Source organism: Hydrogenophaga sp. Root209 (assembly GCF_001428625.1).
GTDB lineage: Bacteria > Pseudomonadota > Gammaproteobacteria > Burkholderiales > Burkholderiaceae_C > Hydrogenophaga.
Genome location: NZ_LMIE01000031.1, coordinates 157,129 through 171,920 on the forward strand (window position 1 = coordinate 157,129; position 14,792 = coordinate 171,920).

Below are 14,792 nucleotides of genomic sequence, written 5' to 3' on the forward strand. Positions count from 1 at the left end.
CGCGCACCCAGAATTCTTCACATCCTGTTTTCGTCTGGAGCTCTTTCATGAACAACACACTGCGCGCGGCCCTGGCCGCCGTCGCCCTCTCCACGTCCGCGCTGGCATCCGCCCAGACCACGCTGCTCAACGTCTCGTACGACGTGGCGCGCGAGTTCTACAAGGACATCAACGTGGCCTTCGCCGCGAGCTACAAGAAATCCACCGGCAAGGACATCAAGGTCGACCAGTCGCACGCCGGCTCCAGCGCGCAGGCGCGCGCCGTGGCCGACGGCCTGGAGGCCGACGTGGTGACCTTCAACACCACCACCGATGTGCAGTTCCTCGCCGACAAGGGCGTGGTCGCAGCCGACTGGACCAAGCGCTTCCCGAACAACGCCGCGCCCACCACGTCCACCATGCTGTTCCTGGTGCGCAACGGCAACCCCAAGGGCATCAAGGACTGGGACGACCTGATCAAGCCCGGCGTGCAGGTGGTGGTGGTCAACCCGAAGACCGGTGGCAACGGCCGGTATGCCTACCTCGCAGCCTGGGGACACATCCGCGCCAAGGGCGGCACCGACGAGCAGGCCGCCGAGTTCGTGAGCAAGCTCTACAAGAACGTGCCGGTGCTCGCGCGAGGTGGCCGCGACGCCACGGGCACCTTCCTGCAACGCAACATCGGCGACTTGCTGATCACCTTCGAGTCCGAGGTCGTGTCGGTCAACAACGAGTTCGGCGCCGGCAAGGTCGATGCCATCCACCCCAGCATCTCCATCGTGGCGGAGAACCCGGTGGCCATCGTCGAGCGCACCGTGAACAAGAAGGGCTCTGCCGTCGACGCCAAGGCCTACCTCGACTTCCTCTACAGCCCCGAAGGCCAGGAGATCGCAGCCAAACACAACATCCGCCCGCGCAACGAAGCCGTGCTCAAGAAGTACGCCACCGCCTTCAAGCCGATCAAGCTGTTCAGCGTCGAGCAGTACTTCGGCTCGCTGGCTGAAGCCCAGAAGGTGCACTTCAACGACGGTGGCCAGTTCGACAAAATCTACACCGTCGGTAAATAAATGGCGTCGGCTCCCTCTGCCGTGCTGCCCGGCGCCGCTGCCCCGCACGGAGTTCCCCTGCCCCGGCGCGCCACGCGCCGTGTGCTGCCGGGTTTCAACATCACGCTGGGCTTCACGGTCTTCTACCTGAGCCTGATCGTGTTGATCCCGCTCTCGGCACTGATCTTCAAGACCTTCACCCTCACCTGGCCACAGTTTTGGGACGCCGTCACCGCGCCGCGCGTGCTGGCCTCGTACAAGCTCACCTTCGGCGCCTCGCTGATCGCCGCGCTGATCAACGCCTTCTTCGGCCTGCTGGTGGCCTGGGTGCTGGTGCGCTACAGCTTTCCGGGCAAGAAGATTGTTGATGCGCTGGTGGACCTGCCCTTTGCGCTGCCCACCGCTGTGGCCGGCATTTCGCTCACCGCCATCCTCGCCGGCAATGGCTGGATCGGCCAATACACCGAACCCCTCGGCCTGCAGCTGGCCTTCAACCCCAATGGGGTGGTGATCGCGCTCATCTTCATCGGCCTGCCCTTCGTGGTGCGCACGGTGCAGCCGGTGCTCGAAGACACCGAGAAGGAACTGGAAGAAGCCGCCACCTGCCTGGGCGCCACGCGCTGGCAGACCTTCAGCCGCGTGATCTTTCCCAGCATCGCCCCCGCCCTGCTCACCGGCTTTGCCATGGCGTTTGCGCGCGCGGTGGGTGAATACGGTTCGGTCATCTTCATCGCCGGCAACATGCCCATGATCTCCGAGATCACGCCGCTGATCATCATCAGCAAGCTCGAGCAATACGACTATGCCGGCGCCACCGCCGTGGCCACCGTGATGCTCTCCATCTCCTTCGTGCTGCTGCTGCTCATCAATGGCCTGCAGACCTGGCAACGCAAGCGCTCCGGCGGGGTGATGGCATGAGCGTTGCACGCACCGAAGCACCCTGGGTTCGCCGCACGCTGATCGGCATCGCGCTGGTCTTCATGTTCCTGTTCCTGGTGCTGCCGCTGGCCGCGGTGTTCACCGAAGCGCTGCGCAAAGGCTTTGCAGCCTACTGGGAAGCGCTGAAAGACCCGGACGCCTGGTCCGCCATCCGCCTGACCTTCATCACCGCGCTGGTCGCCGTGCCGCTGAACCTCGCGTTCGGCGTGGCCGCGGCCTGGGCCGTGGCCAAGTACGAGTTCCGCGGCAAGTCCTTCCTGACCACGCTGATCGACCTGCCGTTCTCGGTGTCGCCGGTGGTCGCGGGCCTGATCTACGTGCTGGTGTTCGGCGCGCAGGGCTGGCTGGGCCCCTGGCTCGCGGAGCACGACATCAAGATCGTGTTCGCCGTGCCCGGCATCATCCTGGCCACCATCTTCGTCACCTTCCCCTTCATCGCGCGCGAACTCATTCCGCTGATGCAGGCACAAGGCAACGACGAAGAGCAGGCCGCGATCGTGCTCGGCGCCTCGGGCTGGCAGACCTTCTGGTATGTGACCCTGCCCAACATCAAGTGGGGCCTGATCTACGGGGTCATCCTGTGCAACGCACGCGCCATGGGCGAGTTCGGCGCGGTCTCGGTGGTCTCGGGCCACATCCGCGGCCAGACCAACACGATGCCGCTGCACGTGGAGATCCTCTACAACGAATACCAGTCGGTGGCGGCGTTTGCCGTGGCCTCGCTGCTGGCCCTGCTGGCCCTGGTCACGCTGGTGATCAAGTCGGTCGCCGAATGGAAGATGGAGCGTGAAATGAAGGCGCTGGCCGAGCTGCCACCTGAGCGGCCCACGCAAGCCGTCAACCCCTTGCTGGGACAAACCTCATGAGCATTGAAATCCGCAACATCAACAAACACTTCGGCACCTTCCAGGCGCTGAACAACGTCAACCTCGACATCCACTCAGGCGAACTGCTTGCGCTGCTCGGCCCGTCGGGCTGCGGCAAGACCACGCTGCTGCGCATCATCGCCGGGCTGGAGACGCCGGACACCGGCAACATCCTGTTCAGCGGCGAAGACACCACCGACGTGCACGTGCGCGAGCGCAACGTGGGCTTCGTGTTCCAGCACTACGCGCTGTTCCGCCACATGACCGTGCTGGAAAACGTGGCCTTCGGCCTGCGCGTGAAGCCGCGCGGCGAGCGCCCGAGCGACGCGCAGATCAAGGCCAAGGTGCACGACCTGCTCACGCTGGTGCAGCTCGACTGGCTGGCCGACCGCTACCCCTCGCAACTCTCGGGCGGCCAGCGCCAGCGCATCGCCCTGGCGCGCGCGCTCGCGGTCGAACCCAAGGTGCTGCTGCTCGACGAACCCTTCGGCGCGCTCGATGCCAAGGTGCGCAAGGAACTGCGCCGCTGGCTGCGCCGCCTGCACGACGAGCTGCACGTGACCAGCGTGTTCGTCACGCACGACCAGGAAGAGGCGCTTGAAGTGGCCGACCGCGTGGTGCTGATGAACCAGGGCCATGTGGAGCAGGTGGGCGCCCCGCAGGAAGTGTGGGACCGACCGGCCAGCCCCTTCGTGTATGGCTTTCTGGGTGACGTGAACCTCTTTCACGGCCGCGCGCACGAAGGCCAGATGCATCTGGAGGGCGTGTCGATTGCATCGCCCGAACACGCCGGCGCGAAGGACGCCAGGGCCTTCGCCTACGTGCGTCCGCACGAACTGGATGTATTGCCCTACGCCGCGGGGCTCAGCGGCATGGTTGTCAAGCTGGACCGTGCCGTCGTGGTGGGGCCAATCGCCCGCCTCGAACTCCTGCCCCTGGAGGCGCCCGCCAACGGCGAGAAACCCACGCTGATTGAAGCCCACCTGTCGGCCGAGCGCTTCAAGGAGCTCGGCATCCAGGAAGGCGACACCGTGGTGGTCGCGCCCAGAAAAGCGCGCGTATTCCTGCATCCCCACGCCACCTGATCCGCAGACCGCCCGACAAGGCGCACAGGGCGCAGGATCAGCGGCCTCCCTCGGTGAACGCATCCGGTTGCGTGCCGTAGAACTCGTGCACGTCCTTCTCCCATTCGGGGTCGGCCATGTCGGGCCAGTGCTGTTTGTCAAAGCCCGGCGCGCTCTCCAGGCGCGCCTTGCTCACGCGCAGCACGAAGCACCGGCTGGTGGTGTCCAGCTCCAGCGCCGCCCACGGCACGGCAAACAGCTTTTCGCCCACACCGAGAAATCCGCCGAACGACAGCACTGCGTAGTCCACCTGCCCGGTGTGCATGTCGAGCATGATTTCCCGGATCTCGCCCAGGTCTTCATCGCGATCATTGAAGACATCGTTGCCGATCAAGGTGCTGGCGCCCATGAGCCGGGGGCCCGGACCCTGGCGAGGGGCAATCTCACCACGGCGGGTCGCGGTGGCGTGGAGGACGGGTTCTTCAAGTGTTTCGTCGTGCATGGCAGTTCTCGGTTCGATGACCAGAAGCCATGCTGACAAAAGTACGGCGCCGGGTCTGTGCGCCGGCGCACCTCAGACGTGGGCGGTGCCGCGATCCAGCGAGCAGGTACCGGGCACTGCGCCAGAGCTCACCTGGGCCGGTTTGGCCTGCAGCACCGCGTCGTTTTTCAGGCGGTCGTAGGCCTCGCGAATCACGCCGTGGCATTCGCAGCTGTGGTTTTCCAGGCCAGCCCGGTCCAGCACCGACATCTGCCCGCGGCCATAGCGGATCACCCCGGCTTTCTGCAGGCGCAGCGCCCCACCGGTCACGCCTTCTCGGCGCACCCCCAACATGCTGGCAATGCGCTCCTGCGTGATGTGCAGTTCGTCGTCTGGCTGGCGCTCCAGGTGCACCAGCAACCAGCGCGCGAGTTGCTGGTCGAGCGAATGGTGGCGGTTGCAGGCCGAGGTCTGCGACATGTGCTGGAACAGCGTGCGGGTGTAGTTGAGCAGGTGGTGCATCACCTGTTCCGAGCGCTTGGCGTGGTGCGCGATGGACTGCGCGCTCATGCGATAGCCGTGACCGCCCCGACTCACCAGGGCCGTGTTCTGGGCCATCACGGTGCCGCTGGCGGTGGTGCCGTTGTTGGCGTTGCTGCTGCCCATGAAAGCATCCACACCCACCATGCCTTCGCTGCCCACCGCAGCCACTTCCACCGTGGCGCCGTCCAGCATCGTGGAAACCAGCGAGACAACGGCGGTGGTCGGAAAGTACACATGGCGCAAGCTGGTGCCTGCTTCAAACAAGGTGCTGCAGGCAGGCATCTCGACCCACTCGAGGTGGGATTCGATGTAACGCCAGTCTTCGAACGGCATGGCCGCGAGCAACTGGTTTTTTTCACGGTGGGAAACGGCAGAAGATGTCATTTGCATGCGCCTCATGGTTGTCATTGAGCGCAGTGAAAGATCTCCGCGCCCCGGTCAGAGACGCAATGTAGGTTGATACATATGCGGTTTCCATGTCGAAAGACACATACCCATTGCGCTTTACATAACTTGTCAATCGGTTACATCCCGGAGGGCGCCGCCCCACCCGCGCACCGCCCTCAGACCAGTGGTCGCGGGGGCGGATTCCCGTCGCCGTACAGATCAGCCAGGCGCGCGAGCGCCTTCACATCGCGCAGGAACAAGCGGCCATCCTTGATCTGGTGCAGGCCGCGCTTCTCCAGCTTGCGCAGGGTCTTGTTGGTGTGCACCAGCGACAGGCCCAGCGCGTCGGCAATGTGCTGCTGGGTCAGGGGAAAGACCACGCCGCCCGCGCCCTTGTCTTGCTGCAGCGCGGCCGCGCGCTTGAACAGCAGGATCAATGTGCTGGCGATGCGTTCTTCGGCGCTGCGCCGCCCCACCGACAGCAGCGTGTCGTCCACCAGCGACTCCTCGTGCGCTGTGAGCCAGGTCACGTTGAAGCCCATGGTGGGCGAGCGGCGGTGGATCTCCCACAGCGCGTCGCGCTGGAACACGCAGAAGCTGGCCGATGTGAGCGTGCCCACGCCGTGCGCGGCGGCATCGCCCATCTTCTGCTGCACACCAATGAAATCACCGGCGAGCAGGAAGCTCAGTATCTGGCGCCGCCCGTCGCTCAAGGTCTTGTAGCGGAAGGCCCAGCCTTGCAGCAGGGTGTAGAGCGGCGCATCGGTCTGGCCTTCGTGGATCAGCGTCTCGTTGGCCTCCACCCGCAGCGCACGGCGCTTGAGCGACTGCACGAGTTCCAGCTCTTCAGGGGTGTGCTCCACAAACAGCGGCAAGGCCCGCAACGGGCATTCGGTGCAGCGCATGGCGGTGGCGGGTGCCTGGTCGGGCCAATCGACCTCGGGCGCTGGACTGACAGCGGATGTGGGCATGAATTGCTTCTGTTGGGAGACTGTGGGGTCAAAAACAGCCGATCGGCTGAGCACCGGCGTCGCAGTGAATGTACCGGGTTGCATTGTGTTCGACAGCGCACAGACCCCAACAAGTGGGGGCCTTACGGTCGGCCCATGAACACCGATCAAAGAGCCCACCTCCGGGAACGCCTGGCCAAACGGGCGCCACCCAGCCGGCCCACGCCCGATGCCATTTCCAGGATCGCGGCCGAACACGCCGAATTGCAGCAGATGTTCACGGCGTTCGAAAACACACGCTCGGTGAACAACAAGCGTTTCCTGGTGGAGCGCATCTGCGCCACCGTGGTGGTGCACGCGCAGGTCAAGGAAGAAATCTTCTACCCGGCGGTCGAGGCGGTGATGCCACAGGCCACACCGCAACATGACACCATGAAGGCACTCGTGGCCCACATCAAGAGCCTGGATCCCGTGGCCGAGGAGGTCGACGCCCCCATCCAGGTGCTGGCCGAAGAGGTGAAGCAGCACGTGTCGACCTTGCGCGAGAACATGCTGCCACGGGTCAGGGAGTCCCGCATTGACCTGGTGGAGCTCGGGGACCGCATGGCCCGGCGCAAGGCCGAACTGATCGCGCAACACCCCTGAACCGGCAGCCACTGCGCATCTCCAGCGTCCAGGCCTGGACCACGCGGTGTCATGAGCGTTGACAAACCTGCCAGCCCCGGCACAGGGCAACCCCGGCATGGGTACGTACACTTGTCAGAAAAACGTGCCCATGACCCCTCAAGACTACGTCCAGCAAAAAGCAGCCGCCTCCGGCAGCAGCTTCTACTACGCCTTCCTGTTCCTGCCAGCCGAGCGGCGCGCCGCGATCACCGCCTTCTATGCCTTCTGCCGCGAGGTCGACGACGTGGTGGACGAGGTCAGCGACCCCACCGTGGCACAAACCAAGCTGGCCTGGTGGCGGCGCGAGGTGGCGCAATCGTTTGCCGGCTCACCCACCCACCCGGTGATGCGCGCGCTCATGCCCCTGAGCCACACCTACGCCATCGAAGCCCGGCACCTGAACGCCGTGATCGACGGCTGCCAGATGGACCTGGAGCAGAACCGCTACCTCGATTTCGCCAACCTGCAACGCTACTGCCACCTGGTGGCCGGCGTGGTGGGTGAAGTGGCCGCGCGCATCTTCGGCCAGACGCAGTTGCAGACCACCGAGTACGCGCACCGGCTGGGCCTGGCGTTTCAGCTCACCAACATCGTGCGCGACGTGGGTGAAGATGCCGCGCGCGGGCGCATCTACCTGCCGGTCAACGAACTGCAGAGCTTCAACGTGAAGGCACACGAGCTGCTTCAACGTGGAGCTGCACCCGGCACCGACGAAGCCGATTTCAAGCGCCGCTTCACCGCACTCATGCAGTTCCAGTGCACCCGCGCACTGCAGACCTACGACGACGCCCTGGCCCTGCTGCCCGCGGCCGACCGCCGCGCCCAGAAGCCGGGCCTGATGATGGCCAGCATCTACCGCACCCTGCTGCAGGAGATCGCTGCCGATCCGTTGCTGGTGTTGACCCAGCGGGTCAGCCTCACACCGTTGCGCAAATTCTGGCTCGCCTGGAAAGTGCAAGCCCTCGGCAGGCTATGAGGATTGCCCCCACGCTCCACCGCTGGCGCGGGTCGCTGCCCCCCGAGGGGGCGGACCCGCCTTGGGGCGGCCCGGCGGCGGGTCGGCTGTGAAGCTCGCCGTCGTCGGCGCAGGCTGGGCCGGCATGGCCGCGGCGGTCGAAGCCGCATCGTTGGGGCTCGACGTCACCGTGTTCGAAGCCACGCGCACCTTGGGTGGACGCGCCCGCGCGCTGACCACCGAGAAACCCGACGGCACACCCATCACGCTGGACAACGGCCAACACATCCTGATCGGTGCCTACAGCGAGACGCTGGCCTTGATGCAGCGCGTGGGGCTGAACCTGCCGCAGGTGCTGATGGCACTGCCGCTCTCGCTGCCCTACCCCGACGGCACGGGCCTGCAGACCCCGGCCTGGGCGACGCGCTGGCCTGCTCCGCTGGACGCACTGGCGGCCATCGCCACCGCGCGCGGATGGCGCTGGGGCGAGCGCCTGGCGCTGATCCGTGCGTCGCTGGGCTGGCAGCTTGCGGGCTTCCGTTGCACGCCCACGCTCACCGTCGAGGAACTGTGCGAGTCCTTGCCTGACCGCGTGGTGCAGGAGCTGATCGAACCGCTGTGCGTCTCGGCGCTCAACCTCCCTTCTGCGCATGCCAGTGCGGCCGTCTTTCTGAACGTCATGCGCGACGCCCTGTTCGGCCGAGGCGCGGCTGGCTTCAACGCATCGAGCCTGCTGCTGCCACGCACCGATCTCACCAGCCTGTTTCCCGCAGCGGCGGCGCATTGGCTGCAAAGCCACCATGGCGAGACAACACGCCTTCGAACGGGCGCGCGCATCACCGGGCTGCTGGCCCATGCGGGTCGGTGGCAACTGACGGGTGATGGCGTGGATGAGGCATTCGATCGCGTGATCTGGGCCACGCCGGCCAGCGTGGCCGCGCAGACCCTGCTCGCCCACGCCGATGACAACGAAGCCCTGGCCAGTTGGGCTTTGTCGGCGCACGCGCTCGAGTTCACCGCCATCACCACGGTCTACGCCCATGCCGCGGGCGCGCGGCTGCCTGCGCCCATGCTGGCCTTGCGCGCCGAGCCGCACGCCCATGCCGCGCCGGCGCAGTTCGTGTTCGACCGGGGGCAGCTCAGCCCGACCGATGCGGCCGCGCAAGGCGTGCTGGCCTTCGTGGTCAGTGCCAGCAACGGTGAGCGCGACGACCTGCAGGCGCGCGTGTTGCAACAGGGCGAACGTCAACTCGGCTGGCCACTGCAGCCACTTCTCAGTGTGGTGGAGAAGCGCGCAACGTTCGCCTGCACGCCCAGTCTGGAGCGCCCCGGCGCGGTGATGGCCCCCGGGCTGTATGCCGCGGGCGACTATGTACAGGGGCCCTACCCCGCCACGCTCGAAGGCGCCGTGCGCAGCGGCGTGGCGGCGGCCCGCCTGGCCAACGCCTGAGCCGACAAAAAAAGCACCCGTGGGGAACCTCTGCAAAGCCGGGCGTTCCCACCAGATGGATTTTTCTCAACCTCCCACCAAGGAACCCCCGCTGATGACCCGAACCAGCCTCACCCGAACCCTGCTGATTGCAACCGGCCTGTGCCTCGCGGCGCTGTTCAACACGACGGCCAACGCACGGAACATGGTCAGCGTCAAAGGCAGCACGCTGAACATGCGCGAAGGGCCTGGCACCCACACCGCCGTGCTGTGGGAGCTGAAACGAGGCTATCCGCTGCAGATCACCCAGCGCAAGGGCCGCTGGCTGCGGGTGCGCGACTTCGAGGGCGACACCGGCTGGGTGGCACGCTCACTCACGGGCAACACACCGCACCATATCGTCAAGTCCAAAGTGGCCAACGTGCGCAGCGGACCTGGCACGCAGCACCGCATCGTGGGCAAGGTCGAATACGGCGAGTTGCTGCGCACCCGCGAGAAGCGCGCCGACTGGGTGCGCGTGGAGCGCAGCGAGGGCGTGGGCGGCTGGATCGCGAAACGGCTGCTCTGGGGCTTCTGAAAACCGACGCTCAACCGAACTCGCGCACCTGAACATAGGCTGGCCGCGCCATGCAGCGCAGGATCCAGTCGTGCGTGAGTGGGTGGGCGGCCATCAGCGACTGCGAGGGGCGGGCCCAGTTGAGCACACTGGCTGCACAGACATCGGCCACGGTGAACCGCGCGGCCGCAAGAAAGGCCTCGCCCGCATCCTTCTGTTTTTGCAGGTGCTGTTCGATCACGCGCAGCGGCACCGCCAGGCGGCGCTCGGCGGCGTTGGCCATCTCGGGCTTGCGCCGCTCCTCGGGCATCGCCAAGCGGTGCATCAGCACGGTCAACGCGTCGGCCTCGGTTTCCGTCACGGCCCAGAAGCTCCAGCGCAAGGCCTCGGCGTCTTCGCGCGGCGTGGCGGGTGTGATGCTCACGCCGTCCGCTGGTCCGTGGTGGCGTGCGATGTACAGCGCACAAGCCATGCTCTCCCACACCACCACATCGCCCTCTGGCCTCGCATCGACGATGGCCGGCACGTGACCATTGGGGTTGATGGCCAGGAACTCCGGCGTGCGCGTGCCTCCGCCCTGGTAGGCCAGCTTCTCGTGGTGGTAGTTCAGTCCGAGTTCGGTGGCGGCCCACAAAGGGCGCACGGCGCGGGACGCGGGAATGCCGTAGATCGTGAGGCTCATGTCGAACGCTGCGGGGGGAAAAGGGATCAACCGATCTGTCGGCACAGGGCCATCAGGTCGGCAACGGTGGTGTGCGGCTGCACGGGTGCGTGCTCCCAGGCCATGCCCGTGCGGTTGACCCAGGCCACCTGCATGCCGGCGCCCAGGGCACCCAACACATCCAGGCGCGCGTCGTCACCGATGTGCAGCACCTCGGCGGCGTCCACACCGGCGGCATCGGCGGCTGCATGGAAGATGCGTGGATCGGGTTTGCCCACGCCGAATTCACGGGCGCTGAAGGCAGCGTGAAAGTGGTTCCCCAGACCCACGCGGTGCACATCGGCATTGCCGTTGGACACGGCCACCACCGGAAAGCGGGTGCTCAGCCATTCCAGTGCGGGCATGGCGTCTTCGAACAACTGCACGCGCTGGCGCTCGTCAAAGAACACGTCGAACGCGGGCTCGGCCAGCGCGGGGTCGTCTCCAGCACGTTGCAACACGTGGCGAATCGACTCGCGGCGCAGCGCGCTGAGGTCGTGGGCCAGGTCGGGTCGCAGGGTCTGCAAGTGGTTGCGGGCCTCACGCAGAGCGCCTGGCGTGGCGTAGAGCTGGGCGGTGGCCGGCGCATGCTGGCTGAGCCAGCGGGCCAGCATGGCTTCGGCGCGCTCGATGGTGGGCCAGATCGGCCAGAGTGTGTCGTCCAGATCGATGCTGATGGCGCGGATGCGGGCGGGGTCCAGCGCGAAAGGCGCGGGCGGCAGGGCTGTACTCGTGGGGGTTTTCATGCTTGCGTGAGAATAGCGCATGCCCTTCAACACCGAACCGCCCTACCAACACGGCCAGCCGGCTCGCACCGCTGTATTGCTGTGCAACCTGGGCACCCCCGACGAACCCACCGCCCCCGCCCTGCGCCGCTACCTGGCCGAATTCCTGAGCGATCAGCGCGTCGTGGAAATACCGCGGCTTGTCTGGATGCTGATCCTGCACGGCATCATCCTGCGCGTGCGGCCCAAAAAATCGGCCGCCAAGTACGCCGGTATATGGATGCCCGAGGGCTCGCCGCTGAAGGTGTGGACCGAACGCCAGGCCACGCTGCTGCGAGGCTACCTGGGTGAGCGCGGCCACCAGGTGACCGTGCGCTACGCCATGCGCTATGGCAACCCCTCCATTGCTTCGGTGATGGACGAACTCAAGGCCGAGGGCGTGACGCGCGTGCTGGTGCTGCCGGCCTACCCACAGTACAGCGCCACCACCACGGCCAGCGTGGTGGACGGCGTGATGAACTGGGCGGCCAAGGTGCGCAACCTGCCCGAGCTGCGCTTCATCAACCGCTATCACGACCATCCCGGCTACATCCAGGCACTGGCCAAGTCCATTCGCGCGCACTGGGCGGCACACGGCCAGTGCGAGCAGCTGGTGATGAGCTTTCACGGCGTGCCTGAGCGCACGCTGCAGCTGGGCGACCCCTACCACTGCGAGTGCCACAAGACCGCGCGCCTGCTGGCCGAGCAGTTGGGGTTGGCGAAAGAACGCTACAAGGTCACCTTCCAGTCGCGCTTCGGCAAGGCCAAGTGGCTGGAGCCCTACACCGAGCCCACGCTGATCGATCTGGCGCAGAAGGGCTTGAAGAGCGTGGACGTGGTCTGCCCCGGCTTCACCAGCGACTGCCTTGAAACGCTGGAAGAGATCAACATGGAAGCGCGTGAAGCCTTCCTGCACGCGGGTGGCAGCAACTTCCAGTACATCCCCTGCCTCAACGATCAGCCCGAGTGGATCCGCGCGCTCACCGACGTGGCCGAGCAGCACCTGCAAGGCTGGCCCACGAAGACTGCGGACAGCCCGATGGAGTTGCAAGGCAGCCGCGAGCGGGCGCTGGCGTTGGGGGCGAAAGACTGACTGTGGTTCGCGGGAGCGATGACGATGCCAACCCACTCCATTTTCAAGACAGCATTTTCAAAGGTCTATCCGCTGTACGTTCAGAAGGCGGTGCGCAAGAACCGAACGAAAGAGGAAGTCGACGAGATCATCCGCTGGTTGACAGGCTACGACCGGGCGGGGCTGGAGCGGCAGATCGAACGGGGCAACGACTTTGAAACCTTCTTCGCGCAAGCCCCGGCGATGCACCCGAACACCTCATTGATCAAGGGCGTCGTCTGCGGTGTGCGCGTGGAGGAAGTCGAGGATCCGTTGATGCAGCGAATCCGTTACCTCGACAAGCTGATCGACGAGCTGGCGAAGGGCAGGAAGATGGAGAAGATTCTGCGGACGTAGTGCCAATGGTGACCGGACAGCAGCGCGCTCAGTGCCCCGCCAGAAACCGCTGCACCAGCTCGAACTGCTCGGGCACGTTCAAAGCCGGTGCATGCCCGCAGCCAGCCATCGTCACCACCAGCGCGCGCGGTCCACGGTCACGCATGGCCTCCGCCGTGTCAGCCAACAGCAGATCGGAATCGGCACCGCGCAGGCACAGCACCGGCACGTCGATGCGGTCGTAGGTCGGCCACAGTTCGTAGTCGGTGGGGTGGTGGGTGAACTGTTGCACCATGGCCGGGTCGTAGTGCGGCGTCACGCGGCCATCGGGCAGGCGACGCGTGGAACTCTCGGTGAGCAGCGTCCACTGGGCATCGCTCAAGTAGCCATACGGCTGGTAGATGGTGCGGAAGTACCGCTGCAGCTCGCCCACCGTGTCGAAGGCGGCCGGGTTGCCGGCGTAGCTGCGGATGCGCGCAATGGCCGCGTCCGCGGTCTTGGGGCCAATGTCGTTGAGCACCAGGCGCTCGATGCGCCCGTGCAGCGGGCCGGCCGCGCACACCATGCCGATGGCGCCGCCCATGGAGGTGCCCACCCAGTGGAAGCGCTTGAGCGCGAGCTGGTCCACCAGCGATGTGGCGATGCGGCTGTAGAAGTCCAGGCAGTACTCGGACTCGGGCTTCGGGCTCCACTGGCTCAGGCCGCGACCAATGGTGTCGGGACAGATGACGCGCCAGCCCTGCGCACTGAGGTGCGCAGCCAAAGGGTCCATGTCGCGCCCGGTGCGCGCCAGGCCGTGCCAGGCCACCACGACCGGGCCCGCGGGGGCCTCAGGCTCCCAGTCCATGAAATGGATCTCCCGCCCTTCGCAGATGATGTAGCGCGAGCGTGGGGTGACGGCGGCGCGGTTCATGGCGTGCCTTTCAGCCGCGCCAGCGCGGCGCGCTCGCGCAGCTTGCCCACGATGCCGGTGGGAAAGTAGTAGACCGAGAGCACGAACAGCACGCCCAGCCAGAGCAGCCAGCGGTCGGGCGTGAGCAGCGCGGGCAGCAACGGAATACCTTCGGTGGCCTGGCCCGCGACGCGCAGCAGGTCCTGCAGGTAACTCTGTGCCACCAGGAACAGGACGCTGCCGATCAGCGCGCCATACAGCGTGCCCATGCCGCCGATCACGACGATGAGCAGGATGTCCAGCATGATCTCGAACGAGAGCGAGGTGTCGGGCCCGTTGTAGCGCAGCCAGATCGCCAGCAGGCAGCCCGCGAGCGTGGCGAACGACGCCGAGAGCACGTTGGACAGCGTGCGATAGACCACCGTGCGATAACCCAGCGCCTCGGCGCGAAAGTCGTTCTCTCGAATGGCTTGCAGCACGCGGCCGAACGGTGAATTCACGATGCGCAGGATGGTCAGGAAAATCGCCGTCACCGCCACGAAGATCAGGTAGTAGGTGATCAGGCGGCCATTCAGATCGACCTCGCCCAGCGGTGTCACCAGGGGCTCCTCGCGCAGCATGAAGCCGGGCGAGAGCAGCTCGGGCACGCGAAAACTCAGGCCGTCTTCGCCACCGGTGAAGTCCGACAACTGCGAGGCCAGCGTGAGGAAGGCCGAGGCCACGGCCAGCGTGATCATGGCGAAAAAGATCGCCTTCACGCGCAACGAAAACAGGCCGATGAGCAGCGACAGCACGAGCGAGATCAGCAGCGCGCAGACCACACCCACGGCCAACGCGCCCCAGCTCGCCTGCTCCACCGAATTGAGCGCGATCGCCACGCCATAGGCACCGATGCCGAAGAACATGGTGTGCGCAAAGCTCACGATGCCGGTGTAGCCCAGCAGCAAATCAAAGCTGGCCACCAGCGCCACGAAGATCAGCACCTTGGCTGCGACGTTGAGCGCTTTCACGCCGGGGAACAGGAAGGGCGCGAAGGCCAGGCCGAGGAACAGCACGATCAGCAAGGCGGTGAGCCAGCGGCTGCGCGGCAGGTCGTTGGACAGGAGACGGGAAATCATGGTCGGCTCC

Annotated in this window: 17 protein-coding genes; 10 read left to right on the top strand and 7 right to left on the bottom strand. The window is 66.0% G+C overall.

Features of this window, described 5'->3' with window-relative positions:
* Positions 1–47: 47 nt before the first annotated feature.
* The 4 genes from ASE11_RS19225 to ASE11_RS19240 are packed head-to-tail and all read left to right on the top strand — an operon-like array spanning position 48 to position 3,915.
* Complete coding sequence (locus ASE11_RS19225; RefSeq protein WP_056275283.1) at positions 48–1,046, top strand: sulfate ABC transporter substrate-binding protein; 999 nt, start codon at positions 48–50, stop codon at positions 1,044–1,046.
* Positions 1,047–1,943, top strand: coding sequence for a sulfate ABC transporter permease subunit CysT (gene cysT / locus ASE11_RS19230; RefSeq protein ID WP_056275286.1), 897 nt, complete (start codon positions 1,047–1,049; stop codon positions 1,941–1,943).
* Complete coding sequence (gene cysW / locus ASE11_RS19235) at positions 1,940–2,830, top strand: sulfate ABC transporter permease subunit CysW (protein WP_056275290.1); 891 nt, start codon at positions 1,940–1,942, stop codon at positions 2,828–2,830. Before cysT ends, cysW begins: the two co-directional genes overlap by 4 nt.
* Positions 2,827–3,915 (top strand): sulfate/molybdate ABC transporter ATP-binding protein, encoded by a 1,089-nt coding sequence (locus ASE11_RS19240; protein ID WP_056275294.1) that lies wholly within the window; start codon positions 2,827–2,829, stop codon positions 3,913–3,915. Before cysW ends, ASE11_RS19240 begins: the two co-directional genes overlap by 4 nt.
* A 37-nt stretch (positions 3,916–3,952) precedes the next feature.
* Here ASE11_RS19240 and ASE11_RS19245 read toward each other — a convergent pair whose 3' ends face one another.
* The 3 genes from ASE11_RS19245 to ASE11_RS19255 all read right to left on the bottom strand — a co-directional run bounded on the left by ASE11_RS19245 (position 3,953) and on the right by ASE11_RS19255 (position 6,276).
* Positions 3,953–4,396 carry a PRC-barrel domain-containing protein gene (locus tag ASE11_RS19245; RefSeq protein WP_082585870.1) on the bottom strand — a complete coding sequence of 148 codons (444 nt, stop codon included), beginning with the start codon at positions 4,394–4,396 and terminating at the stop codon, positions 3,953–3,955.
* A gap of 72 nt (positions 4,397–4,468) precedes the next feature.
* Positions 4,469–5,302, bottom strand: a complete 834-nt coding sequence (locus ASE11_RS19250; RefSeq protein ID WP_082585871.1) for a Crp/Fnr family transcriptional regulator — start codon at positions 5,300–5,302, stop codon at positions 4,469–4,471.
* Between the two features lie 179 nt (positions 5,303–5,481).
* On the bottom strand, positions 5,482–6,276 hold the full coding sequence (locus ASE11_RS19255) for a Crp/Fnr family transcriptional regulator (protein ID WP_235501367.1): 795 nt from the start codon (positions 6,274–6,276) through the stop codon (positions 5,482–5,484).
* Between the two features lie 135 nt (positions 6,277–6,411).
* Here ASE11_RS19255 and ASE11_RS19260 point away from each other — a divergent pair, with 135 nt between their 5' ends.
* The 4 genes from ASE11_RS19260 to ASE11_RS19275 all read left to right on the top strand — a co-directional run bounded on the left by ASE11_RS19260 (position 6,412) and on the right by ASE11_RS19275 (position 9,882).
* A complete protein-coding gene (locus ASE11_RS19260) occupies positions 6,412–6,900 on the top strand; it encodes a hemerythrin domain-containing protein (RefSeq protein WP_056275298.1) in 489 nt (162 codons plus the stop codon).
* Between the two features lie 130 nt (positions 6,901–7,030).
* Complete coding sequence (gene hpnD, locus ASE11_RS19265; RefSeq protein WP_056276370.1) at positions 7,031–7,897, top strand: presqualene diphosphate synthase HpnD; 867 nt, start codon at positions 7,031–7,033, stop codon at positions 7,895–7,897.
* Between the two features lie 88 nt (positions 7,898–7,985).
* Positions 7,986–9,326 carry a hydroxysqualene dehydroxylase HpnE gene (gene hpnE / locus ASE11_RS19270; RefSeq protein WP_056275300.1) on the top strand — a complete coding sequence of 447 codons (1,341 nt, stop codon included), beginning with the start codon at positions 7,986–7,988 and terminating at the stop codon, positions 9,324–9,326.
* A gap of 94 nt (positions 9,327–9,420) precedes the next feature.
* The gene (locus ASE11_RS19275) at positions 9,421–9,882 is read left to right on the top strand and encodes an SH3 domain-containing protein (protein WP_056276373.1); all 462 of its coding nucleotides are present in this window, start codon (positions 9,421–9,423) and stop codon (positions 9,880–9,882) included.
* Between the two features lie 10 nt (positions 9,883–9,892).
* On the opposite strand, the gene ASE11_RS19280 is transcribed toward ASE11_RS19275, so the two are convergent.
* Both ASE11_RS19280 and ASE11_RS19285 read right to left on the bottom strand, forming a co-directional pair.
* Entirely contained in the window at positions 9,893–10,543 is a 651-nt protein-coding gene (locus tag ASE11_RS19280) for a glutathione S-transferase family protein (RefSeq protein WP_056275304.1), read from the bottom strand.
* Positions 10,544–10,569: 26 nt separating this feature from the next.
* Complete coding sequence (locus ASE11_RS19285) at positions 10,570–11,307, bottom strand: HAD family hydrolase (RefSeq protein ID WP_056275306.1); 738 nt, start codon at positions 11,305–11,307, stop codon at positions 10,570–10,572.
* A 19-nt stretch (positions 11,308–11,326) separates the two neighbouring features.
* On the opposite strand from ASE11_RS19285, the gene hemH reads away from it, so the two are divergent.
* Together hemH and ASE11_RS19295 are read left to right on the top strand one after the other, a co-directional pair.
* Positions 11,327–12,418 carry a ferrochelatase gene (gene hemH / locus ASE11_RS19290; RefSeq protein WP_056275309.1) on the top strand — a complete coding sequence of 364 codons (1,092 nt, stop codon included), beginning with the start codon at positions 11,327–11,329 and terminating at the stop codon, positions 12,416–12,418.
* A gap of 24 nt (positions 12,419–12,442) precedes the next feature.
* Positions 12,443–12,793, top strand: coding sequence for a DUF2200 domain-containing protein (locus ASE11_RS19295; RefSeq protein ID WP_056276376.1), 351 nt, complete (start codon positions 12,443–12,445; stop codon positions 12,791–12,793).
* Positions 12,794–12,821: 28 nt separating this feature from the next.
* Here the strand turns inward: ASE11_RS19295 and ASE11_RS19300 are convergent, their stop codons facing one another.
* Complete coding sequence (locus tag ASE11_RS19300; protein ID WP_056275312.1) at positions 12,822–13,685, bottom strand: alpha/beta fold hydrolase; 864 nt, start codon at positions 13,683–13,685, stop codon at positions 12,822–12,824.
* Complete coding sequence (locus ASE11_RS19305) at positions 13,682–14,782, bottom strand: branched-chain amino acid ABC transporter permease (RefSeq protein WP_056275316.1); 1,101 nt, start codon at positions 14,780–14,782, stop codon at positions 13,682–13,684. The genes ASE11_RS19300 and ASE11_RS19305 overlap by 4 nt, the downstream gene beginning before the upstream one ends.
* Positions 14,783–14,792: the final 10 nt, after the last annotated feature.